At 72.0% G+C, this 23058-nt stretch carries 20 protein-coding genes; 11 read left to right on the forward strand and 9 right to left on the reverse strand.

All coding sequences use genetic code 11. From position 1 onward, the window contains the following. Positions 1 to 149: 149 nt before the first annotated feature. A complete protein-coding gene (locus tag ACRWK7_RS15630; protein ID WP_431857186.1) occupies positions 150 to 674 on the reverse strand; it encodes a DUF4398 domain-containing protein in 525 nt (174 codons plus the stop codon). 59 nt (positions 675 to 733) lie between these two features. Further along, positions 734 to 1333: a DedA family protein gene (locus ACRWK7_RS15635; RefSeq protein WP_431857188.1), complete on the reverse strand. Its 600-nt coding sequence runs from the start codon at positions 1331 to 1333 to the stop codon at positions 734 to 736. 242 nt (positions 1334 to 1575) lie between these two features. Between ACRWK7_RS15635 and ACRWK7_RS15640 the strand changes: the two genes are divergently transcribed. The 6 genes from ACRWK7_RS15640 (at position 1576) to ACRWK7_RS15665 (ending at position 11030) form a co-directional block, all read left to right on the forward strand. Next, entirely contained in the window at positions 1576 to 2253 is a 678-nt protein-coding gene (locus ACRWK7_RS15640; RefSeq protein WP_431857190.1) for an NnrU family protein, read from the forward strand. Between the two features lie 9 nt (positions 2254 to 2262). Further along, a complete protein-coding gene (locus tag ACRWK7_RS15645) occupies positions 2263 to 3051 on the forward strand; it encodes a DUF2249 domain-containing protein (protein WP_431857192.1) in 789 nt (262 codons plus the stop codon). Positions 3052 to 3142: 91 nt separating this feature from the next. Beyond that, the gene (locus tag ACRWK7_RS15650) at positions 3143 to 8869 is read left to right on the forward strand and encodes an AAA family ATPase (protein WP_431857193.1); all 5727 of its coding nucleotides are present in this window, start codon (positions 3143 to 3145) and stop codon (positions 8867 to 8869) included. 58 nt (positions 8870 to 8927) lie between these two features. After that, positions 8928 to 9089: a hypothetical protein gene (locus ACRWK7_RS15655; protein WP_431857194.1), complete on the forward strand. Its 162-nt coding sequence runs from the start codon at positions 8928 to 8930 to the stop codon at positions 9087 to 9089. A gap of 239 nt (positions 9090 to 9328) precedes the next feature. Continuing rightward, entirely contained in the window at positions 9329 to 10609 is a 1281-nt protein-coding gene (locus tag ACRWK7_RS15660; RefSeq protein ID WP_431857195.1) for an MFS transporter, read from the forward strand. Between the two features lie 94 nt (positions 10610 to 10703). Next, positions 10704 to 11030, forward strand: coding sequence for a hypothetical protein (locus tag ACRWK7_RS15665; protein ID WP_431857196.1), 327 nt, complete (start codon positions 10704 to 10706; stop codon positions 11028 to 11030). Positions 11031 to 11295: 265 nt separating this feature from the next. Here the strand turns inward: ACRWK7_RS15665 and purH are convergent, their stop codons facing one another. The 5 genes from purH to htpX form a co-directional block, all read right to left on the reverse strand. Beyond that, positions 11296 to 12873: a bifunctional phosphoribosylaminoimidazolecarboxamide formyltransferase/IMP cyclohydrolase gene (gene purH, locus ACRWK7_RS15670; RefSeq protein WP_431857197.1), complete on the reverse strand. Its 1578-nt coding sequence runs from the start codon at positions 12871 to 12873 to the stop codon at positions 11296 to 11298. A 164-nt stretch (positions 12874 to 13037) separates the two neighbouring features. Then, on the reverse strand, positions 13038 to 14699 hold the full coding sequence (locus tag ACRWK7_RS15675; RefSeq protein WP_431857198.1) for a heparinase II/III family protein: 1662 nt from the start codon (positions 14697 to 14699) through the stop codon (positions 13038 to 13040). Between the two features lie 128 nt (positions 14700 to 14827). Next, positions 14828 to 16120 (reverse strand): RsmB/NOP family class I SAM-dependent RNA methyltransferase, encoded by a 1293-nt coding sequence (locus ACRWK7_RS15680; protein ID WP_431857199.1) that lies wholly within the window; start codon positions 16118 to 16120, stop codon positions 14828 to 14830. Between the two features lie 149 nt (positions 16121 to 16269). Beyond that, positions 16270 to 17202, reverse strand: coding sequence for an exopolyphosphatase (locus ACRWK7_RS15685; protein ID WP_431857200.1), 933 nt, complete (start codon positions 17200 to 17202; stop codon positions 16270 to 16272). A 94-nt stretch (positions 17203 to 17296) separates the two neighbouring features. Then, a complete protein-coding gene (htpX, locus tag ACRWK7_RS15690; protein WP_431857201.1) occupies positions 17297 to 18205 on the reverse strand; it encodes a zinc metalloprotease HtpX in 909 nt (302 codons plus the stop codon). Between the two features lie 107 nt (positions 18206 to 18312). On the opposite strand from htpX, the gene ACRWK7_RS15695 reads away from it, so the two are divergent. Then, positions 18313 to 18486: a succinate dehydrogenase assembly factor 4 gene (locus ACRWK7_RS15695; RefSeq protein WP_431857202.1), complete on the forward strand. Its 174-nt coding sequence runs from the start codon at positions 18313 to 18315 to the stop codon at positions 18484 to 18486. A 126-nt stretch (positions 18487 to 18612) separates the two neighbouring features. Continuing rightward, positions 18613 to 19053 (forward strand): thermonuclease family protein, encoded by a 441-nt coding sequence (locus ACRWK7_RS15700; protein ID WP_431857203.1) that lies wholly within the window; start codon positions 18613 to 18615, stop codon positions 19051 to 19053. A gap of 6 nt (positions 19054 to 19059) precedes the next feature. Here the strand turns inward: ACRWK7_RS15700 and ACRWK7_RS15705 are convergent, their stop codons facing one another. Then, positions 19060 to 19503: a hypothetical protein gene (locus tag ACRWK7_RS15705; protein ID WP_431857204.1), complete on the reverse strand. Its 444-nt coding sequence runs from the start codon at positions 19501 to 19503 to the stop codon at positions 19060 to 19062. 151 nt (positions 19504 to 19654) lie between these two features. On the opposite strand from ACRWK7_RS15705, the gene ACRWK7_RS15710 reads away from it, so the two are divergent. The 3 genes from ACRWK7_RS15710 (at position 19655) to ACRWK7_RS15720 (ending at position 20800) form a co-directional block, all read left to right on the forward strand. Beyond that, complete coding sequence (locus tag ACRWK7_RS15710; RefSeq protein ID WP_431857205.1) at positions 19655 to 19996, forward strand: hypothetical protein; 342 nt, start codon at positions 19655 to 19657, stop codon at positions 19994 to 19996. 106 nt (positions 19997 to 20102) lie between these two features. After that, positions 20103 to 20597 (forward strand): hypothetical protein, encoded by a 495-nt coding sequence (locus ACRWK7_RS15715; RefSeq protein ID WP_431857206.1) that lies wholly within the window; start codon positions 20103 to 20105, stop codon positions 20595 to 20597. Beyond that, positions 20594 to 20800: a hypothetical protein gene (locus ACRWK7_RS15720; protein ID WP_431857207.1), complete on the forward strand. Its 207-nt coding sequence runs from the start codon at positions 20594 to 20596 to the stop codon at positions 20798 to 20800. Before ACRWK7_RS15715 ends, ACRWK7_RS15720 begins: the two co-directional genes overlap by 4 nt. Before the next feature lie 65 nt (positions 20801 to 20865). On the opposite strand, the gene acs is transcribed toward ACRWK7_RS15720, so the two are convergent. Continuing rightward, positions 20866 to 22806 carry an acetate--CoA ligase gene (acs, locus tag ACRWK7_RS15725; protein ID WP_431857208.1) on the reverse strand — a complete coding sequence of 647 codons (1941 nt, stop codon included), beginning with the start codon at positions 22804 to 22806 and terminating at the stop codon, positions 20866 to 20868. Positions 22807 to 23058 lie beyond the last annotated feature (252 nt).

The following is a 23058-nucleotide window of genomic DNA, read 5'->3' on the forward strand; positions in this document are numbered from 1 at the left end:
CCCTGCGCCCGCGCGGCCTCACGGGCCTGGGTCGGGCCGGGCTGCCGCCCGGCGGTCCGGGGCGGGTGGCCACCCGCCCCGGACCGATCCGTCGCACTCACTTTACTCGATCATCAACATACAAGGGAGGGGGTGGGGGTAAAACGTCGTCAGCGCGGCACGCCGACGCTGACGCTCTTGCCCGCCTCGACCGAGGTGGTGGTGTCCGGCGTCCACGCCGGCAGCGGACCGGTGGTCGTGGTGGTCGTGGTGGTGGAGCCGCTCGGCTGGATGCCCTGCGGGCTCCACGAGGTCGGGCCGCCGTAGGCCGGCGGCGGGGCGGGCACCGTGGTGGTGACGGTGGTCGAGCTGCCGGCCAGCGGCGCCGGCGGCGCGGCGCCCTGGGCGAGCGCGGTCTGCGTGCGGGCAGTGGCGAGGTTGGCGGCGGCCTGCGCCTCCTCGGCGAGGCGGCGCGCCTCGATCCGGTTGTCGGCGCGCATCGCCGCGTCGGCGGCCACCATCTTGGCGCGCGCGTCCTGCAGTTCGACCGGCGCGTAGACGGCGGCGCCGGCCCGCTCGGCGGTCAGGATGGCCTGGCTGGAGGCGCCCATCTGCGCGGTGGGCGGGGGAATGTCGTTCACGCAGGCGACGAGACCGAACGACATCAGGACGGCGGCGAACGCGGCGCGGGTCATGGCGGGGCTTCCTTCTCGACGGAACGCCCCAGCAACGCCCGCGGTGGGGCGAATGTTCCTCAGCCGCTCCCCCGGTGGCGGACGACGCGGACCACGTACGCCACCAGCACCGCCGCCGCCATCGCCAGCGCCGCCGACACCACGTAGTCGGCCAGCTGCGGGAAGCCCGAGCGCACCAGGTACCCGGTCACCGCCAGGGTCGACACCTGCACGCACGAGCCCGCCACGGCGTACAGGAAGAACGGCGCCAGCGGCAGCCCGCACGCCCCGGCCGGGATCGAGATCAGCGTGCGCAACCCCGGCAGCGGCTGGCACAGCAGCACGGCGATGCCGCCGCGCCGCGCGAACCAGTCGGTCGCCTGCTCCACCTGCTCCGGCTTCACGGTGATCCAGCGGCCGTGCCGGCGCAGGAAGGCGACGAAGCGCTCGCGCCCGAGCAGCCGGCTCGGCAGGTACCAGAACAGCTCCCCCACCGCCGAGCCGAGCCCGCCGGCCAGGATCACCGCGGCGAGGTTGAACGTGCCGGTCGCCGCCCCCATGCCGGCCAGCGGGATCACCGTCTCCGCCGGCACCGGCGGCACGACGCGGGCGAGCACCAGCAGCAGGAAGATCCCGCCATAGCCCAACTCCGCCACGATTCCGGTGACCCATTCGGTCATGCGCTCTCCCGCCCCCACTCTACGGGAAGCCTCGGTTCGTCATCCCCGCGAAGGCGGGGATGACGGTTAAGTTCTTGAAGTCAGGGACATGCAGCACCGCAAGGCACGTGCATATCCAGCTCCACCCCGCGGGTGGAACCCCGGCCGTGGGGCGCGGGTTCCGTTCGCTGCCAGCCAACTTGACCATCGTCAAGACGCACCACCCGGCTTCCATGCTGTACAGTGCGGACGGAGATTGACCCATGCCGACCCTCCTGTACCTCGCTTCCGCCATCCTGCTGTTCCTCAGCCACGCCGTGCCCTCCTGGCCGGGGGTGCGCCCGGCCCTGCTCGGGCGGTTGGGGCGGCCGGGTTTCATGACGCTGCACTCGCTGCTGTCGATCGCGACGCTGACGCTGTTCGTGCTGGCCTACCGCGGGGCCGACACCGCCGGCCACCTGTTCTTCCCCGCCGACGACGCCGCCAAGCTGGCCGTCGCGCTGATGCCCGTCGCCTTCATCCTGATGGTGGCGCGGGTGACGACCAAGTTCGGCGAGCCGGCGGCGCCCCGCCCGGCCGCCGGCATCTACCGCATCACCCGCTTTCCCGGCTCCATGGGCCTGCTGCTGTGGGCGCTGCTGCATTTGCAGGCCACCGGCGACGCCCGGCGCGTCATCCTGTTCGCGACCATGGCGGCCATCGCGCTGTTCGCCATGGTGAAGAACGACTGGGTGCTGCGCCGCTCCCCCGCGCCCGAGGCCGCCGCCTTCCGCGCCGAGACCAGCGCCGTGCCCTTCGCCGCCATCCTGTCCGGCCGCCAGCGCCTCGTGTGGGGCGAGATCGGGGTCGGGCGGGTGCTCGGCGGGCTGGCGCTGTACGCCGCCATCCTCCACGCCCACCCCCTGGTGTTCGGGGTGGATCCGCTCTACTGGCTTCCCTGAGGCGCCGCCATGCCGCTGACCGCCGACACCTCCCTCGCCCAGGCGCTGCGCGCCGACCCCGGCCTCGCCGACCGCCTCGCCGAGGGCCTCGGCCCCGACAACGCGCTGAGCCGGCTGCTCGAGTCCGGCAACGTCCCGGCCGGGCGCATCCACCTCGCCGACGCCGCGGCCATCGCCGGGGTGCCGGTGGAGCGGCTGCTGGAACTGGCCGGCGCGGCGCCCGCCGCCCCGCCCGCGCCGGCGCCCGCGCCCGCCGCCAACGACTGGTTCGCGCAGGCCGAGCGGACCGGCGCCGCCACCGTGGACGTCCGCCCGATGCTGGCCGAGGGGCGCGACCCCTTCGCCGCGGTTCTGCAGGCGGCCGACGCGGTGCCGCCCGGCGGCTACCTGATCCTGGAGGCGCCGTTCGACCCGGCGCCGCTGCGCCGCGTGCTGGCCGGCAAGGGCCTGATGTCGCAGGGCCGCCCGGCCGGGCCGGGGCACTGGCGCATCTGCTTCCACCGCGACGGCGGCCCGCCAGACGATTCGGACATCGGCCTGCCCACCCTGCGCAAGCCGGGCGAGGCGTGGCGCGAGGGCGACGTCATGCACATCGAGGTGCGCGGCCTCGTCCCGCCCGGCCCGATGACCGCCGTGCTGCGCCTGATCGAGGCGGGCGAGGCGCAGGAGATCGTCGTGCACCACGACCGCGACCCGATGCTGCTCTACCCTGAGTTGGAGGAGCGCGCCTGGGAGTGCGTCCGCAAGACCACGCACGGCGACGAGATCCGCCTGCTGCTGCGCCCGATCGCGGACTGATACGGCGGCACCACTCCCCTGTTCCAACCCCCGATTGCCTCTGTATAGTCGCGTTCGCAGTCCGGGACGCAGAGCCCGGTGAGATGGGGCGATGATGGCGGCGGCGGGCTTCCAGGTGCAGGACGTGCTCTATCGCGGCACGCTGGTGACGGTGCTGCGCGCCCGCCGCGCCGGGGACGGCGCCCCCGTCGTGCTGAAGCGCCTGGAACGCCCGCGCCCCGGCACCGCCGACGTGCCGCACTTCCGCCGGGAGGCCGAGATCGCCCGCCGCCTCGCCGGCCCCGGCATCGTCGCCGTGGACGGCGTCGAGGATTCGCCCGAGGGGCTGATCCTGGTGATGCCCGACAGCGGCGGCGCCAGCCTCGACCGGCTGCTGGAGGGCGGCCGCCTGGGCGTGCCGGAGGCGCTGCGCATCGGCATCGCGGTGGCCTCGGCGCTGGGGCGCGTGCACGCCGCCGGCATGATCCACAAGGACGTCACCCCGGCCAACATCGTCTGGAACCAGGCCACCGGCACGGTGGAGCTGATCGACTTCGGCATCGCCGCCGAGCTGGCCCGCGAATCCGCCGCCCCCGCCGACGTGCGCACGCTGGAGGGCACGGTCGCCTACATGGCGCCGGAGCAGACCGGGCGGATGAACCGCTCGGTGGACTGGCGGGCCGACTTCTACGGGCTGGGCGCCACGCTGTACCGGCTGCTGACCGGCCGGCCGCCGTTCGGCGACGCCGACCCGCTGGGCGTCGTGCACGGCCACATCGCCCGCACCCCGCCCACCCCGCACGCGCTGGAGTACGGCGTGCCGACCGCGGTGTCGGCCATCGTCATGAAGCTGCTGGCCAAGGACCCGGAGGCCCGCTACCAGAGCGCCGCCGGCCTGATCGCCGACCTGGAGGCCTGCGCCGCGGCGCTGGAGGCCGGCGAGCAGCCGAAGCTGGTGCTGGGCCGCCACGACCGCTCCGAACGCTTCGCCATCCCGGAGACGCTGTACGGCCGCGAGGCGGAGGTGGCGGCGCTGCTGGCCAGCTTCGGCCGCGTCGTCGAGGGCCGGGCCGAGCTGCTGCTGATCGCCGGGCCGGCCGGCATCGGCAAGTCGGCGCTGGTGCGCGAGGTGCAGAAGCCGATGACCGCGCTGCGCGGCTTCTTCGTCGAGGGCAAGTTCGACCAGATCAAGCGCACCATCCCCTACTCCGCCGTCATCCAGGCCTTCGACGCGCTGGCCCGCCAGCTGCTGGCCGGCAGCGAGGCGGAGCTGGCGGAGCGCGCGCAGGCGGTCCGCCGCGCCGTCGGCTCCAACGGCGCCGTGGTGACCGAGCTGATCCCCGCCTTCGCGCTGCTGCTGGGCGAACAGCCGCCGGTGCCGGAGCTGGCGCCCAGCGAGGCGGAGTTCCGCTTCCAGCTGACCTTCCAGAACCTCGTCGCGGCGCTGACCGGGCCGGAGCGGCCGCTGGTGCTGTTCCTCGACGACCTGCAATGGGCCGACCGGCCGTCGCTGGCGCTGCTGGAAAGGCTGATCGCCGACCCAGACATGAAGCACCTGCTGGTCATCGGCGCCTGCCGCGACGACGACAGCGACGCCGCCGCGGTCGCCGCGCTGGCCAGGCGGCTGAAGGACGACGGCTGCCCGGTGGAACGGTTGCGCGTCGGGCCGCTGACCGCCACCGACGTGCGCCGGCTGGTGGCGGAGACGACGCGCCGCGACGACGGGCGCGTGGACGAGCTGGCGGCGCTGTGCCGCGCCAAGACGCAGGGCAACCCGTTCTTCCTCGGCCAGTTCCTGCTGGCGATGCACGAGGAGGGGCTGATCGCCTTCGACCGCGCGCCGGGTCTGTGGACCTGGGACGCCGCGCGCATCGCCCAGCGCGACAGCACCGACAACGTGGTCGACCTGATGGTCGAGAAGATCCGCCGCCTCGCCCCGGCGACGCGCGCGACGCTGAGCATCGCCGCCTGCGTCGGCGGCCGGTTCGAGCTGGCCGACCTCGCCGCGGCCGGCGACGCCCCGGCGGCCGAGCTGGCCGCGGCGCTGGTGCCGGCGCTGCGCGAGGGGCTGGTGCTGCCGCTGGACGGCGCCTACCGCACCGTCGCCGCCGCGACGGCGGACGGCGCCGGGCCGAAGGTGCGCTACCGCTTCCTGCACGACCGGGTGCAGCAGGCCGCCTACTCGCTGATCCCCGAAGGCGAGCGCGCCGCCGTGCACCTGCGCACCGGCCGCCGGCTGCTGTCCGGCACGCCGGACCCGGAGCGGTCGGAGGATCTGTTCGACATCCTCGACCACCTGAACCGCGCGCACGCGCTGATCGGCGACGTTGTGGAACGGCTGCGCATCGCCGCGCTGAACCTCGCCGCGGCGCGGCGAGCGCTGGCGTCCGGCGCGTCGGAGCCGGCGTTCGGCTACGGCCGCGCCGGGCTGGCGCTGCTCGGCGACGCCCCGTGGGGGACCGACCACGCGCTGGCGCTGGCGCTGCACGAGGAGACCGCCGACGCCGCCGGCGTGTGCGGCGAGGCGGAGATGATGGAGCGGCTGTGCGCCGACGCGCTGGCGCACGCCCGCGCTCCGCGCGAGACGATCCGCGCCCACCTGATCCGCGTCACCGCCCTGGTCGCCCGCGGCGAGGTCGCCGAGGCGACGGAGGCCGGCTTGGCCGCGCTGCGCTCGCTGGGCGTCACGCTGCCGGAGCGCGGGAGCAGGCTGGCCGCCGTGGCGACGCTGCTGCGCGGGCGGCTGATGCTGGCCCGTCACGCCGCGGCCTCCAAAGCCCCTCTCCCCTTGCGGGAGAGGGGTTGGGGAGAGGGGGGCAGCGGCCGGCAGGCCGCCAACGATTCTGTATCCGGCTCTGCGAGCCGTAACGACCCTCTCCCCAACCCCTCTCCCCTGAAGGGAGAGGGGCTTTACGGCGGCGCCGACCTCAAGGCGCTGGCGCGGCTGGTGTTCGTGGTGTTCGGCGGCGTGCTGTACGCCCGCAAGGACATGGCGGTGCCCATCGCCTTCCGTGCGGTGGAGCTGGCGCTGCGCTCCGGCGACCCGGCGATGCGGGTGGTGGCGCTGTCGGCCTGGGTGACGCTGTGCAGCTTCGCCGGGGCGTGGCGCGACGCGGTGAAGCACAGCCCCTGCGTGGACGAGGTGCTGGCCGCCGAGGGCTTCGGCGTCACGCCGCGGGTGGTGTTCGGCTTCCTCGCCTTCGGCTGGCACTGGGCGGAGCCGATCCCGGCGCTGCGCCCGCGCTTCCGCGCCGCCTACGAGCAGGCGCTGGTCGTCGGCGACCGCGAGGGCGCCGGCTACCACTTGCTGCAATGGCTGCGCTGCGGCTGGCTGACGGGGGAGCGGCTGCCGGACTTCGCCGAGGACACCGCCGAGGTGAAGCGCCTGCTCCAGCGCATCGGCAACACGTTGCAGGCGAAGGTCCTCACCCTGTTCGAGCAGGCGACGGCCATCCTGCTGGAGGGCTCGGCCCAGCCCTCGCGCCTGCACGGCGCGCACATGGACGAGGACGCGACGCTGGCCGAAATGGAGGCCACCCGCAACGTCCTGATGCTGGCCAACGTGCACCTGATGAAGCTGCACCTGGCGGTGGTCTTCGGCACGCCCGACGCGACGCGGATCGCCACGGCGCTGACCCGCCACCTCGACCAGATCCGCGCGACCACCAACTACCCGCTGGCGCTGCTGCTGTTGGCGCTGGCCGACCCGGCGCGCCTGCCGCACGCGCGGCGCCGCTTCCGCACGCTGGCGGCGCTGGGGCCGCGCAACCACCGCCACCGCCTGCTGCTGCTGGACGCCGAGCACCTGCGCCGGCGCGGCCGGGTCACGGCGGCCGAGCGCGCCTACGACGCCGCCATCGCCGCCGCCCGCGAGAACGGCTTCGTCGGCGAGGAGGCGATCGCCAACGAGCGCGCCGCCGCCTTCTACGAGGAGCGCGGGCGCGACACCCCGGCGCTGGCCTACCGGGCGCAGGCGCGCGACGGCTACGAGCGCTGGGGCGCCACCGCCAAGGTGCGCGAGCTGGAGCGCCGGCACCCCGCCCTGCTGCGCGTCTGGCCGGGCGCCGGGCCGCTGTCGGGCACCTACACCACATCGACCGTGCGCGACGCCGGCGGGCTGGACGTGGCGGCGATCCTGCGCGCGGCCGAGGCGATCTCCGGCGAGATCCGCCGCGACGCGCTGCTCGGCACGCTGATGCGCACGGTGCTGGAGACCGCCGGGGCGGTGCGCGGCGTGCTGCTGATGGGCCCCGCCGACGGGGCGCTGCACGTCGCCGCCGAGGGCGACGCCGAGCGCGCCGCGTACCGCGCCCTGCCGCCCGAGCCGCTGGAGGCCTCGGCCGAGGCGCGCGCGCCGGCCTCGCTGGTCGCCTACGTGACGCGCACGCGCGAGCCGCTGGTGCTGGCCGACGCCGCCGAGGACCCGCGCTTCGCCGGGGACGCGTACGTGGACGGGCGGGCGACACGCTCCGTGCTGTGCCTGCCGCTGCTGCGCCAGGGCGCGCTGGTCGGCGTGCTGTACCTGGAGAACGACCTGACGCGCGCCGCCTTCGTCGCCGAGCGGCTGGAGGCGCCGCGGCTGCTGGCGGCGCAGATCGCCGCGGCGCTGGAGAACGCCCGCCTCTACGACGAGCTGAACGCGCTGACCCGCGAGCTGGAGTTCCAGGTGGCCGAGCGCACGCGCGAGCTGCGCACCCAGTCGCAGCGCCTGCAGGCGACGCTGGCCAGCATGAGCGACGCGCTGGCGGTGTTCGACGCCGACCACCGGCTGCGCGTGTGGAACCGCCGGGCCGAGGCGATCTTCCCCTCCCTCGCCTTCCGCGAGGGGCTGCGCTACGAGGACATGCTGTCGGCGCTGGTCGGCGAGGGCACGATCCGCGCCGACCTGCCCTTCGCCTTCGAGGCGGGGCCGGAGGAGATGGACCTCAGCGACGGGCGCATCATCCAGGTGCGCCGCAACGTCATGCCGGACGGCGGCATGGTGCGCGTCTACCTGGACGTCACCGAGGACCGCCGGCGCGAGCGCGAGCTGCGCGCCGCCAACGAGCAGCTGGTCACCGCGCAGACCCAGCTGGTGCAATCGGAGAAGCTGGCCTCGCTGGGGCAGCTGGTGGCCGGCGTGGCGCACGAGATCAACTCGCCGCTCGGCGTGGCGCTGACCGGCGCCAGCTTCCTGGCCGGCGAGACCGAGCGGATCAAGGCCGCGGCCGGCGGCGGCACGCTCAAGCGCTCGGAGTTCCAGCAGTTCATCACCGACGCCGAGGAGATCTCCGCGCTGCTGACCTCCAACATCGCCCGCGCGGCGGAGCTGGTGCAGAGCTTCAAGCAGGTGGCGGTGGACCAGACCAGCGACGACCGCCGCCGCTTCGCCCTCAAGCCGCGGCTGGACGAGATCGTCTTCAGCCTGTCGCCGACCTGGAAGAAGCCCGGCCACCGCGTCGAGCTGGACTGCCCCGAGGGCATCGAGGTGGACGGCTACCCCGGCGTGCTGGCGCAGATCGTCACCAACCTCGTGGTCAACTCGGTGACGCACGCCTACCCGCCGGGGCGGACGGGGGTGATGCGGCTGTCCGTCACCCGCCCGCAGCTCGGCTGGGTCGAGCTGACCTACACCGACGACGGCCGCGGCATCCCGGAGGAGCACCGCGCCAAGGTCTTCGACCCGTTCTTCACCACCCGCCGCGGCGCCGGCAGCACCGGCCTGGGCCTGCACATCGTCTTCAACCTGGTGACCGCCAAGCTGGGCGGCAGCATCCGCCTGGACGCCGCCGAGGGCGGCGGCACCCGCTTCACCCTGCGTTTCCCGGCCATGGCGCCCGCCGAAGCCGCGCTTGCCTGAAACCCAGCCGGCCGTGCGCTGTTGCTCTTATGACGAGCAACCCAAGAGCGAGGACGTCATGACCGACCAGCCCAAGCCCGAGGAGCCGGTGCGCGGCCCCGGCTCCGGCATCCAGGTGCCCGACAGCGCCATCGAACGCCACCTGCGCGAGGCCGCCAACCACGTCAAGCCGGCCGAGGACGCACCGAAGAAGCGCCCCTCCGCCGACCGCGAGGAGTAGGCACGGCTTTTGCCCCCTCCCCAGCCATCCCCCGCTCTCGGCGGATCCGGAGGATCCGCCTGTCACGTCAGCGCAAGCTTCGCTTGCGCGAGAGCTGCGCGGTGGAGGGGGTAGAGCAGCGGAGTTCCCTCCACCTCAAGAAGGTGGAGGGTTAGGGAGGGGGCCATCGCGTTTGTCCCATCGCCACGCTTCCGCTAGGATGGCGCTCCCACCCGGAGAGCCGCCATGGACAGCGCAGAATGACCCTCGACCGGCGCGCGGTTGCCGCGTGGTGCCTGTATGACTGGGCGAACTCGGCCTACAACACGGTCATCACGACCTTCATCTTCGCCGTCTACTTCACCCGCGGCGTGGCGCAGGACGAGGTGGCGGGCACCGCCGCCTGGAGCCGCACCATGGCGGTGGCCGGCTTCGCCATCGCCATCCTCAGCCCGGTTCTGGGCGCCGTCGCCGACCACACCGGGCGGCGCAAGCCATGGCTGGCGCTGTTCACCGCGCTGACCGTCGCCTTCACCGCCGTGCTGTGGTGGGTGACGCCGCAGCCCTCGTCCATGACGCTGGCGCTGGTCGCGGTGGGGCTGGGCACCATCGCCTTCGAGCTGGCGAACGTCTTCTACAACGCCACCCTGCCCGGCGTGGCGCCGCAGCACATGGTCGGCCGCGTGTCGGGCTGGGGCTGGGGCACCGGGTACTTCGGCGGGCTGGCCTGCCTGATCGTGGCGCTGTTCGGCTTCGTCAAGAACGACGCGCCGCTGTTCGGCCTGTTTTCCACCACCGACCAGGAGAACGTGCGCGCCACGGCGCTGCTGGTCGCCGCGTGGTTCGGGCTGTTCTCCATCCCGCTGTTCCTCTGGGTGCCGGACGAGCCGGCGACCGGCCGGACACTGCCCCAGGCGGTGCGCGAGGGGCTGGCGACGCTGGGCCGCACGCTGCGCGAGGCGCGGCGGTACAAGGAGATCGTCCGCTTCCTGGTCGCCAGCGCGCTCTACCGCGACGCCATCAACACCATCACCGCCTTCGGCGGCATCTACGCCGCCGGCACCTTCGGCATGAGCTTCGAGGAGATCGTGCTGTTCGCCATCGCGCTCAACGTGGTGGCGGGCCTGGGCGCCGTGAGCTTCGCCTGGATCGACGATTGGTTCGGCGCGCGGCTCACCATCCTGGTCAGCGTCGCCGGGCTGATGGCGTCGGGCGTGCCGCTGCTGCTGGTGACCGAGAAGCAGTGGTTCTGGGTGCTGGCGCTCGGCCTCGGGCTGTTCTTCGGGCCGGCGCAGGCGGCCGGGCGCTCGATGATGGCGCGGCTGTCGCCGCCGCACATGCAGGGGGAGATGTTCGGGCTCTACGGCCTGTCGGGCCGGGTGGTCGGCTTCTTCGGCCCGCTGGCGCTGGGCTGGGCGACGGAAGCGTTCGCCAGCCAGCGCGCCGGCATGGCCTCGACCATGCTGTTCTTCGCACTGGGGTTCCTGCTGATGCTGGGCGTGCGCGAGCCGCCGCCCGCCCCGGTGCAGGGCGCATCCTAGGCCGGAGAGGATATTCTCTCTGGCAAAATCTTATGCTGCGGCGCACAATCGAACTTTGGGCCTCCGCAGGGGCATCCAGCGCAGGGCACGGCGTATGTTGCACATCAAGGACATCGAGGCTTTCGCCAACATCAACGAGGCGCTGTTCCGCGGCGAGGGCCGCGAAGGGGACGGCGACCTCTCGAACCACCCGGCCGTCCTGCTGGCGCGCCTGATGGCGGCGGCGCAGGCACAGGCACAGGCACAGGCGGAGCAGGTTCCGTCCGCCGAGGTGGTGCAGCTGGTGCCCGAGTCCGAGCGCGCGGCGGTGGAGGACGGTGCGGACTCCGTCGGCACCGCGGGCCACGACTTCGACCCGGCGCCGACGCGCCCGCTGACCATGGCGAGCCTGTTCGGCCGCATGATGTTCGGCCGGCGCTAGGTCGCTCCCCCAGCCCCGCTCAACAGCACGCACCTGTTGCGGGGCGAGCGCGCTCTCATTTCAATAGCTTAGCCGTCATCCCCGCGAAGGCGGGGATCCATAACTGCCGAAGCACGCAATTGTGGAACTTATGGATCCCCGCCTGCGCGGGGATGACGGGAAGATATCTATGTTTTCAGGAGCTTACTGCTCAGCAACGTGGGTGTATGCCGAGGCCGCAGCCCCCCTCCCTCCCCCTGCTCCGCAGGGGGAGGGATTGGAACGGTCAATGCCGGAAGTGGCGCATGCCGGTGAAGACCATCGCCAAGCCCTTCTCGTCGGCGGCGGCGATCACCTCGTTGTCGCGGATCGAGCCGCCGGGCTGGATCACCGCCGTCACGCCGGCCTCGGCCGCCGCCAGCAGGCCGTCGGCGAACGGGAAGAAGGCGTCCGACGCCACCACCGAGCCCTTGGTCAGCGGCTCGGCGATGCCGGCGGCCTTGGAGGCCTCGGCCGACTTGATGGCGGCGATGCGGGCGGAGTCCACGCGGCTCATCTGCCCGGCGCCGATGCCGACCGTGGCGCCGTCCTTCGTGTAGACGATGGCGTTCGACTTCACGTGCTTGGCGACGCGGAAGGCGAACAGCAGGTCGCGCATCTCCTGCTCGCTCGGCGCGCGCTTGGTCACCACCTTCAGCTCCGCCGGGGAGACGCGGCCCGAGTCGCGGTTCTGCAGCAGGAAGCCGCCGGACAGCGCCTTGATCATCATGCCCGGCGCCGCCGGGTCCGGCATGTCCTTGGTCAGCAGCACGCGCAGGTTCTTCTTCGACGCCAGCACCGCGCGCGCCGCGTCGTCGGCGTCCGGGGCGATCACCACCTCGGCGAACAGCTTGGCGATCTCCTCCGCGGTCGCGGCGTCGAGCGAGCGGTTCAGCGCGATGATGCCGCCGAAGGCGCTCACCGGATCGCACCGCAGGGCGAGGTTGTACGCCTCCAGCAGGTCGGCCCCCTCGGCGACGCCGCAGGGGTTGGCGTGCTTGATGATGGCGACGGCCGGGCGCTCGAACTCGGCGACCAGCTCGAAGGCCGCGTCGGTGTCGTTCAGGTTGTTGTAGGACAGCTCCTTGCCCTGGAGCTGGATGGCGGTCGCGACACCCGGGCGCTGCTCGCCGGTGACGTAGAACGCCGCCTGCTGGTGCGGGTTCTCACCGTAGCGCAGGGTCTGGCTGAGCGAGCCGGAGATCGAGTAGCGCGGCGGGAAGGTCTCGCCCAGCTGGCCGGCGAACCACGCGGAGATGGCGGCGTCGTAGGCGGCGGTGCGGGCGTAGGCGCGCTGCGCCAGCGTCTTGCGCAGGGCCAGCGTGGTGGCGCCGTCGTTGCGCTCCAGTTCGCCCAGCAGCGCCTCGTAGTCCTCGGGGTCGGTGACGACCGCGACGAAGTCGTGGTTCTTGGCGGCGGCGCGGATCATGCCGGGGCCGCCGATGTCGATGTTCTCGACGCAGTCCTCGAAGCCGGCGCCCTTCGCCACCGTCGCCTCGAACGGGTACAGGTTGACCACCACCAGGTCGATCGGCGGGATGTCGTGCTGCTGCATGGCGGCGGCGTGCGTGTCGCGGCGGGCCAGGATGCCGCCGTGGATGCGCGGGTGCAGCGTCTTGACGCGGCCGTCCATGATCTCCGGGAAGCCGGTGTGGTCGGAGACCTCCTTCACCGGAACGCCCGCCTCGGCGAGGCGCTGCGCCGAGCCGCCGGTGGACAGGATCTCCACCCCGCGCGCCGCCAGCGCCTGTCCGAGTGCCACGAGGCCCGTCTTGTCGGAGACGGAGATGAGGGCGCGGGTGATGCGGACGGTATCGGCGGTCATGGCGACGTGGGCTCCTGCGGTTCAAGACCGGGCCGCGTAACGCCCCCCACCCTGCCCCTCCCCCGCTGGGCGGGGGAGGGAAAACGCCGAAACTCCCTCCCCCGCTGGACGGGGGAGGGTTGGGGTGGGGGTACACGCCATCAACCCGGAGATTCGCGGGGGATTTACGCCCCCTTGCGCTCGCGGCGCAAGGCCCATTTCACGGTGGTGCCGTTGGCGTCGGCATGGCCGGTCAGCACGATCTGCGTGGTGCGGCGCGGCTCGTCGCCCGACGCGAGATAGATGCTCTCCGCCAGGTCCAGCAGGCCGCCGGCCGCGTGCAGGCGCCAGCCGGCGCCGCTGGGCAGGCGCAGCAGCACCTGCTGGCCGTTGTGGATCACCGACGCCTGCACCGCCGGGTGCAGGTGAAAGCGCACGGTGAAGGGCTGCGCCCCCGGATTGGCGCCGAGCACCGGCTCCAGCAGGTCCTCGCCGCGCAGATCCTCGCCGTTCTCGCCGAGGTAGATGCGGCGGCGGTGCAGGTAGCCGAAGTTGCGGGCGTAGCCGTTGTGCGTCGCCATCACCAGGACGGCGCCGTCCACCTCCTGCCGCTCGCACGACACGTGGCTGGGCCGGCGGCCCAGACCGCCGTCCTCGCGCACCTCCGCCGAATTGGTGTCGGCCATCGACACGGTGGAGTGCGCCGCGGTGCCGGCCAGCGCGGCGCGCCAGGGACCGACTGGGGCAGCGTGCGCGCCGCAGTTGACGATCAGCCGCTCCTTGCCGACGGAGACCTCCAGGGAGAGCGTGCCGGCGTGCGCGCGGGCGTCCACGCCCGGCGGCGGCGGCGCGCCGGCGTCCATCAGCACCAGCGTGCGCCCGGCGATGAGGCGCTCGAAGCCGGTGTGCGGCGCGCTCTTCAGCGGCCGGCCGCGGGCGTCGGCCTGCGCCAGCACGGCGTCGATCAGCGTTGGATCTTCCTCGCGCGCCCCGTTGAACAGCGCCAGCCCGCCGTCGCCGTGGCGGAAGAAGCGCAGGGCCGGCGTCATGCGGTCGATGGCGTGCTGCAGCGCCTCCGGCGTGTCGACGCGGGCGACGCGCAGCACCGCGCGCAGGTCGATCAGGTCGCGCAGCACGCGCAGCTGGACCGAGGGGCTGCGCTCGACGTGGCCCCCGTCCGGCAGCACCTGCCGCGGCAGCTCGCGCTCCAGCAGGCGCAGCGCGTCGCCGGCCAGCTTCTCGTTGCCCGGCAGGCACAGGCCGCCGTAGGCGAGGCCCTTCACGGCCGCCAGCAGGTCGGCGCCCTCCAGCGCGCCCGGCGTGACGCGGGCGAGGTGGCGCGTCTGGCGGGCGAGGCTGTCGAAGACGCGCATGCGGAACTCGTCGTCCGCCGAGGCGCAGTAGAAGTCGTGCAGGCCGATCCAGGTGGAGATGCGGGCGCCCAGCACCTCCGGCGCCCAGGTCTGCGCGTTCCACGAGCCGTTGTGGTCCATCCACGACAGCACCAGCGCGCGGGCCAGCCGCCGCGCCTGGTCGCCGCCAACGGCGCGCAGGTCGCGCATCCACTCGAACCCGTTGAGCGCGGCGATCCAGAACGGGCTGGCGCCCTGCGGCCGCCATTCCGGCTCGCCCGCCGGGTGGCCGGTGACCTTCTGCCCGGCGAAGCGGTAGACGCCGGACAGCAGCTGGGTGCCGGTGTCGGCGTCGCCCGGCCAGGGGTCGGGCGGCACCACCGACAGCGCCGTCGGCGCGCGGCCGCCGAGCGTCAGTTGGTAAATGGGATTGCCGTAGGCGATCTGGGCGACGCCCTCGCGGAACCGGCCGAACGTGTCGCGCGACCCGGACATGGCGCTCACTCCGGCCCGCGGCAAGCGGAGCCGGCCGGGCCGAAAGCGGACGCGCGGCGACGATTCATCAAGGACATGGTTCGTGTCGTATCAATTCGCCGCGAAGGCCGCAAGAGAGGCGTTAACGTTTATGACGACCGTCTCAGCCTTGCCACAAAGAACCCGTCGATGCCGCCACGGTCGGCCAGCATGCCGGGCAGCGAGCGCACCTCGCCGCGTTCGTTGATCGGCTCGGACAGGCCGTCCAGCTCGTCCGCGGTGACGGGCACGCGCTCGACCCGCGGGTCCTTGGCGATCAGGCGGTCGATCTGCGCCTCGCCCTCCTCCGGCTGGATGGAGCAGGTGCAGTAGACCAGCGTGCCGCCGACCGCCAGCAGGTCCACCGCGTGCGCCAGCAGGCGCCCCTGGGCGCGGGACAGCTTGGCCACGTCCTCGGCGGTCTTCAGGCGCTGCACGTCGGGGTGGCGGCGGATGGCGCCGGTGGCGGTGCACGGCGCGTCGAGCAGGATGGCGTCGGCGGGCGCGCCCGGATCCCAGGTGGCGACGTCGGCGGTGATCAGCTCGGCCGACAGGTGCAGGCGGGCGAGGTTCTCGCGCACCCGTTCCAGCCGCTTGGCCGAGCGGTCCACCGCGACCACGTCGGCGCCGGCGGCGCAGAGCTGCGCCGTCTTGCCGCCGGGCGCGGCGCACAGGTCGTAGACGCGCTTGCCGCGGATGTCGCCGATCAGCTTGGCCGGCAGCGAGGCGGCGAGGTCCTGCACCCACCACGCGCCCTCGTCGAAGCCCGGCAACTCGGTCACCGAGCCGCCGGCCGCGCGGCGCAGCGAGCCGGTGGGCAGCACCGCAGCCTCCAGCCGTTCGGCCCAGCCCGGCGGGTCGGCCTTCACGGTGATGTCGAGGGGGGCCTCGTGCAGGTGCGCCTCGACGATGGCGCGGGCGCGGGCGGTGCCGTAGGCCTGCCGCCAGGACAGCCACAGCCAGTCCGGCGTGTTGAGCCGGCCGGCGTCCTGGTGGCCGGCGGCCTCCGCACCCTCGCGGGCGAGGCGGCGCATGACGGCGTTGATCAGGCCCTTGTACTGCGGCGCGCCGGCGGCGACCGCCAGTTCCACCGTGGTGTCCACCGCGGCGTGCGCGGGGGTGTTGAGGAACACCAGCTGCGCCGCGCCCAGGCGCAGCACGTCGTGCACGACGGCCTTGGGCAGGCCGGGCTTGTCGAGGCAGCCGAAGATCAGCGCGTCGAGCTGGCCCAGCCGGCGCAGCACGGTGGAGACGAGCATGCGCACGAAGCCGCGGTCGCGCGGCTCCAGCTCCTTGAGCTTGGGGTGCGCGTCGAAGGAATCGTCGAACGGCAGGTTCTTGCGCAGAACGTCGCGCAGGAGGTCCAGCGCGACGACGCGCGCGGCGAGGGTGGCGTCGGTCATCCCCGGGATGTAGCGCGCCGCGGGCGGGGTGTCGAGGAGCGTTCTTGCGCCGCCCCCCCTCCTGACCTCCCCCCACTTCGCGGGGGGAGGAATAAGCCCTCCCCCGTCGAAGATGGGGAGGGTTTGGGTGGGGGGCCCGGCGCGGACGCTTACCCGTCCGCCCGCATCCGCGCCACGATCTCCGCCAGCGTCGCGTCCGCCTTGTCGTTGTCGATCTGGCAGGTGCCGGCCGCCTGGTGGCCGCCGCCGCCGTACTCCAGCATCAGGGCGCCGACGTTGGTCTTCGACGAGCGGTCGATGATCGACTTGCCGCAGGCCAGCACCGTGTTCTGCTGCTTCAGGCCCCACAGCACGTGGATCGAGATGTTGGTCTCGGGGTACAGCGCGTAGATCATGAAGCGGTTGCCGGCGTAGATCGTCTCCTCCCCGCGCAGGTCGAGGACGACCACGTTGCCCTCGACGCGGGAGCAGCGCTTCAGCTGCTCCTCGAACGGCGCGCGGTGCTGCGTGTAGAGGTCGACGCGCTCCCTGACGTCGGGCAGGTCGAGGATCTGGTCGATGCTGTGCTGCCGGCAGTAGTCGATCAGCTCCATCATCAGCTGGTAGTTGGACACCCGGAACTCGCGGAAGCGGCCCAGCCCGGTGCGCGCGTCCATCAGGAAGTTCAGCAGCGTCCAGCCGGTGGGGTTCAGGATGTCGTCGCGGCCGTACTGGGCGGAGTCCGCCTGGTCCACCGCGCGCATCATCTCGTCCGAGACGCGCGGGAAGCGCGCCGCGCCGCCGAAATGGTCGTAGACGACGCGGGCGGCCGAGGGAGCCTCGGGGTGGATGATGTGGTTGGGCTTCTTGCCGACGCGCATGGTCTCCGACAGGTGGTGGTCGAAGACGAGGTGGGCGCCCTCCACGTAGGGCAGGTTGGTGGTGATGTCGCGGGCCGTGATCTCGACCTTGCCGTCCTGCATGTCCTTCGGGTGGACGAACTTGATGTCGTCCACCATGTCCAGCTCCTTCAGCAGGACGGCGCACACCAGCCCGTCGAAGTCGGACCGGGTGACGAGACGGAATTTCTGATTCTCGGCCATGCTTCCCCCAAATGCCCACCCCTATACGAAAGGGTAATGCAGCGTAGTCGGGGGCCGAAATCCATGCAATCGGTAAGGCAATCGGTAAAGGCGATCACCCCCACGGGCTGCGGCGGGCACCGCCCCACGGGCCGGACGGCTGGGCATAGCCGCCGCCCATGGCGTACAGCCGGGCCACGCGGTTCTCCACCGACGGGTGGGTCGAGAACAGGCTGTCGAGGCTGCGGCCGTGCAGCGGATTGACGATGAACAGGTGCGCGGTGGCCGGGTTGGCCTCGGCGTGCGGCTCGACGTAACGCGCCACGCCATCGTGGATGCGCACCAGCGCGTGGGCCAGCCAGTCCGGCCGGCCGCAGATCTCGGCACCGATGCGGTCGGCCTCGTACTCGCGGGTGCGGCTGACCGCCATCTGCACGATCATCGCCGCGAACGGCGCCACGATCATCATCAGCAGCGATCCCACGAAGCCCAGCGGGTTGCCGCCGCGCTCGTCGTTCGAGGACGAGCCGCCGAAGAACATCCCGAAGTTCGCCAGCATCGAGATGGCGCCGGCGATGGTCGCGGTCACCGTCATGATGAGGGTGTCGCGGTTCTTCACGTGCGCCAGCTCGTGCGCCATGACGCCGGCGATCTCCTCGGCGCTCAGCATGTTGAGCAGGCCGGTGGTGGCGGCGACGGCGGCGTTCTCCGGGTTGCGGCCGGTGGCGAAGGCGTTGGGCTGGTCGGAGTGGATGACGTACACCCTGGGCATCGGCAGCCCGGCGCGCTGCGCCAGCTGCTGGACGATGCCGTAGAACTGCGGCGCCGAATAGGCGTCCACCTCCTGTGCCCCGTACATGGACAGCACCATGCTGCCGGAGTTCCAGTAGGTGAAGAGGTTCATGCCCAACGCCATGACGAAGGCGATCATCATGCCGCCCCGCCCGCCCAGCAGGTAGCCCATGCCGACGAACAGCGCCGTCAGGCCCGCGAGCAGCACCGTGGTCTTCAGATAGCTGGTCATAACCCCTTGGAATTCCTACATGTGGATGGACGGGGCTTCCCGTCCCTACCCGTAAGATGATATGGGCTTGGCCCGTTGCCCCCTTCAAGAGGACGGCGAGGAGGATCATGAGCGACGACACGACGGTTTCCAAGACACCGGCCAGCGTCGAAACGACGCCCCCGGCGGACTCCCTGCTCAAGGGTCCGGAACAGAAGCCCGGCGAGATCGGCGGCCCCAAGGGTCCGGAGCCGACCCGCTACGGCGACTGGGAGTTCAAGGGCCGCTGCTCGGACTTCTAGGATTTATCGCCTTGCACACATATGTGTGCAGGATCTGATACCTATTACGTACTTGATCCGTTCCTAGCTTGAGCGTAGCCTTGGCGCGTTCCGGGCGCGATGCCCATTGGCCAAGAGGCTGCCGCCGTGCGCTTGCCCCTGCTTCTGACCACGCTTCTGCTGGCCGCGCCCGCGCACGCCGGCCCGGCGCCGCTGCCCGGCCCCATCCCGGCGGAGGTCCTCGACGTGCTGGACGGCGACACGCTTGCCGTGCGCGCCACCATCTGGCTGGGCCAGGCGGTGGAGACGCACGTTCGCCTGTCCGGCATCGACGCGCCGGAACTGCGCGCCCACTGCGCGGAAGAGAAGGAGAAGGCCGAGGCGGCGCGCGACTTCGCCCGCCGCCTGCTGGCCGACGGCCGCGCCCGGCTGCTGGAGGTGCAGGCCGACAAGTACGGCGGCCGGGTGCGCGCCCGCGTCCTCACCTCGACGGGCGCCGACCTGTCGCAGTCGCTGCTCGACGCCGGGCTGGTCCGCCCCTACCACGGCGAGCGGCGCCGCTCCTGGTGCGCCGGGGCGGAGGGCTGACGTGGGTCAGCGCGCCGGGCAGTCGACGCTGGTCGGGCCGTTCGGCGTGCAGGCCGCGCGGGTGCGGGTGGCCATCACCGTCTCGTTGTCGTAGGTGCAGGCGACGCGCTGCACGGTGCCGGCGCGGCCGACGGCGACCGACAGCGGCTTGGCGGCGCGGACCTGCTCGGGCGTCAGACTGCAGGACAGGTAGCCCTGGAACGCCCCGGACTCCCACAGCGCCGTGTTCTTCAGCGCGCGGTACATCTCGAAGTCCTTGCAGACCGTCTCCTTGTCCATCATCCGCGCGTCGGCGGCGCAATAGGTGTCGAAGCCGTACTCCAGCTCGGCCTTGGTCGGGCAGGTGCCGGCCTGGACGGCGGTGCTCATGTCGGGGCACGCCAGGGTCTCGGCCCCGGCGGGCAGGCTGGCGGTGAGCAGGAACGCGAGGACGGACAGGCGGCGCAGCATCGTGGTCTCCCTGGGGAACGGCGGCGCCATCCTAGCGGGCCGCCCGATCGCCGAACCTGACGAAGGTCAAGCCGGGCGGAACGCCAAGCCGGCGCCGCGCGTTCCCCTCCCCAACCAACCACGCCACTAAGCAATCACGGAGGAGAACGCGATGCGGACGGTTTGGACCGGCTTGGCCGCGGCCGCGGCGCTGACGCTGGGTTCGGCGGCGCTGGCGGCGCAGGACGGCAAGAGTGCCGACGGCGGCAGCGGCAAGGGCAGCGATCTCGGCACGCCCCCGGCGATCCAGGGCGAGTCCTGGTTCGGCACCGGCGACCAGGACAACAACCGGATGGGCGAGCGCCGCACCGACAAGCAGAAGAACGCCATCGAGACCAAGGACCAGGGGCCGATCGGCCGGGTTCCGGACGCGGCGAAGGGCGAAACCGGTCTGAAGGGCGAGAGCACCGGCTCGGGATCGTCGGCCGGTTCGGGGGACGGCTCGGCGAAGTGATCCGAGTTCCGGCGGGCCATACTGGAGATTGGGTCCGGCGCGACGTACTGTAGGGCTGCGCGCGGCCGTTCCGACCGGCGCAACCCCACAGACGCGAGCGCACCCCATGCACGCTTTTCGACGATTGCTGCTCGCCCTGGCCGCCCTGCTGCTGGTGTGGTCCGGGCCGGTGCCGGTGCGGGCGGGCGACGTCGCCCAGCCGACGGCCGCCGACACCGTCCAGCAGCCGCAGACCAACGCGGAGATCCGGCAATGGTACAACGACCGCGTCGCGGTCATCCCGCTGCTGGACCGGCAGTGGCAGCGGCAGGGGCTCGGCGCCGAGGAGCGGGCGCGCCGGGCCTATGAGATCCGCCACGAGGCGCGGATCCAGGCCCGCGCGTACATGCAGAACAAGCAGGAGGTCGCGGTCCTGCGGGCACGCGACCGGGAGAAGTACGGCAATCCGGACGGCCCGACCTTCGACCAGCTGGTCGCCCAGAACCGCGGCCAGGGCCTGGACGGCGACGCCGCGTACGAGGCCATCGTCGGCAGCGCCAACCGCACGGATGCCGGCTACAACGGGAAGTACGGCGTGAAACCGGCGAGCGCATCCCCATGACCCTCGGCGACAGCCTGCGCAGGGCCGTGTCCTGGCAGCCCACCGGACGAGCGGAGTTCCCCTACGCCGCCACCGTGGACGGCCGCGCGTGGCTGGTCCGCGTCAACGACTTCCCGGCGGAGGCCTTCTACACGCTGATCGTCGACGGCCGGGAGGTCGGCGCCTTCGACGACTGGCCGGACGGCTGGCGCCGGCCGGACTGACTCCCCGAAACGAAACCAGGGGCCCGAAGGCCCCTGGTCCGTAACGCACGCGTCCGACCGGAAGATCAGGCGCGGTTCATGCGGTTCTCGACCAGCTCGGTCACCACGCCCGGATCGGCGAGCGTCGAGGTGTCGCCGAGCGCGTCGTGCTCGTTGGCGGCGATCTTGCGCAGAATGCGGCGCATGATCTTGCCCGAGCGGGTCTTCGGCAGGCCCGGCGCCCACTGGATCAGGTCGGGCGAGGCGATCGGGCCGATCTCCTTGCGGACCCAGTTCACCAGCTCCTTGCGCAGCTCCTCCGACGGCGTCTCGCCGGCGTTGAGCGTGACGTAGGCGTAGATGCCCTGGCCCTTGAGGTCGTGCGGGTAGCCCACCACGGCCGCCTCGGCGACCTTCGGGTGCGCCACCAGCGCGCTCTCCACCTCGGCCGTGCCCATGCGGTGGCCGGACACGTTGATCACGTCGTCCACGCGGCCGGTGATCCAGTAGTAGCCGTCGGCGTCGCGGCGGCAGCCGTCACCGGTGAAGTAGTAGCCGTTGAACGTCGAGAAGTAGGTCTGCACGAAGCGCTCGTGGTCGCCGTACACCGTGCGCATCTGGCCCGGCCAAGAGTCGGCGATGCAGAGGTTGCCCTCGGTCTCGCCTTCCAGGATCGTGCCCTCGTTGTCCACGACGATCGGCTTGACGCCGAAGAACGGCTTGGTGGCCGAACCCGGCTTCTGGCCGATGGCGCCGATCAGCGGGGTGATCAGGATGCCGCCGGTCTCGGTCTGCCACCACGTGTCGACGATCGGGCAGCGGCCGTCGCCGACCACGTTGTAGTACCACAGCCACGCCTCGGGGTTGATCGGCTCGCCGACCGAACCCAGCACCCGCAAGCTGGCGCGCGAGGTCTTCTTCACCGGGCCCTCGCCCTCGCGCATCAGCGAGCGGATGGCGGTCGGGGCGGTGTAGAAGATGTTGACCTTGTGCTTGTCGACCACCTGCCAGAAGCGCGAGACGTCCGGATAGGTCGGCACGCCCTCGAACATCAGCGTGGTGGCGCCGTTGGCCAGCGGGCCGTACACGATGTAGCTGTGGCCCGTCACCCAGCCCACGTCCGCCGTGCACCAGTAGACGTCGCCGTCGTGGTAGTCGAAGACGTACTGGTGCGTCATCGACGCGTAGACCAGATAGCCGCCGGTGGTGTGCAGCACGCCCTTCGGCTTGCCGGTCGAGCCCGAGGTGTAGAGGATGAACAGCGGGTCCTCGGCGTTCATCTCCTCCGGCGGGCAGTCGGCGGAGACCGAGGCGACCTCCTCGTGGTACCAGAGGTCGCGGCCCGCGGTCCACGCCACGTCGCCGCCGGTGTGCTTGACCACCAGCACGTGCTTGACCATCGGCGCGCCGGCGACGGCCTTGTCGGCGTTCGCCTTCAGCGGAACCCGCTTGCCGCCGCGCAGGCCCTCGTCCGACGTGATGACGAAGTGGCTGTCGCAGTCGACGATGCGGTCCTTCAGGCTGTCCGGCGAGAAGCCGCCGAACACGATCGAGTGGATGGCGCCGACGCGCGCGCAGGCCAGCATGGCGTACGCGGCCTCGGGGATCATCGGCAGGTAGATGGTGACGCGGTCGCCCTTCTTGACGCCGTTCTTCTTCAGGACGTTGGCGAGACGGCAAACGTTCTCGTGCAGCTCCTTGTAGGTGATGTGCTTGGAGACGCCGGGGTCGTCGCCCTCGAAGATGATGGCGGTCTGGTCGCCGCGCGTGGCCAGGTGGCGATCGATGCAGTTCGCCGACACGTTCAGCGTGCCGTCGTGGAACCACTTGATGTGGACATCGCCGGTGAAGCTGACGTCCTTCACCTTGGTGTACGGCTTGATCCAGTCGATCCGCTTGCCGTGCTCAGCCCAGAAACCTTCCGGGTCGTTCATCGACTGCTCGTACATGGTGTTGTACTTCGCTTCGTCGACCCAGGCGGCCTTGGCGATCTCCGGCTTCACGGGAAAGTAGGTGTTGTCCGACATATGCTTGCGATTCCCCCGCTGACTTCTGGTTGAGCCCGAAGGCGTTTTGGAGTGGCGTATGACCGCCCCCCGTTTGGCCGGCATTATCCACACTCGGAGAGGGCTCGACAAGTCGCACGGCCCTGGACTTTCGGACCTCCGCCTAATGAGCGAGGCGGATTTTGTGCGTTGCAGCGCATTTTCCTATCCAGAACGGCGCACGCCTAGTTCGAATGTGACGCGACCGTTTGTCGCACCCCGGCACGGTTCGTG

The sequence above is a fragment of the Azospirillum sp. genome, from assembly GCF_050789165.1.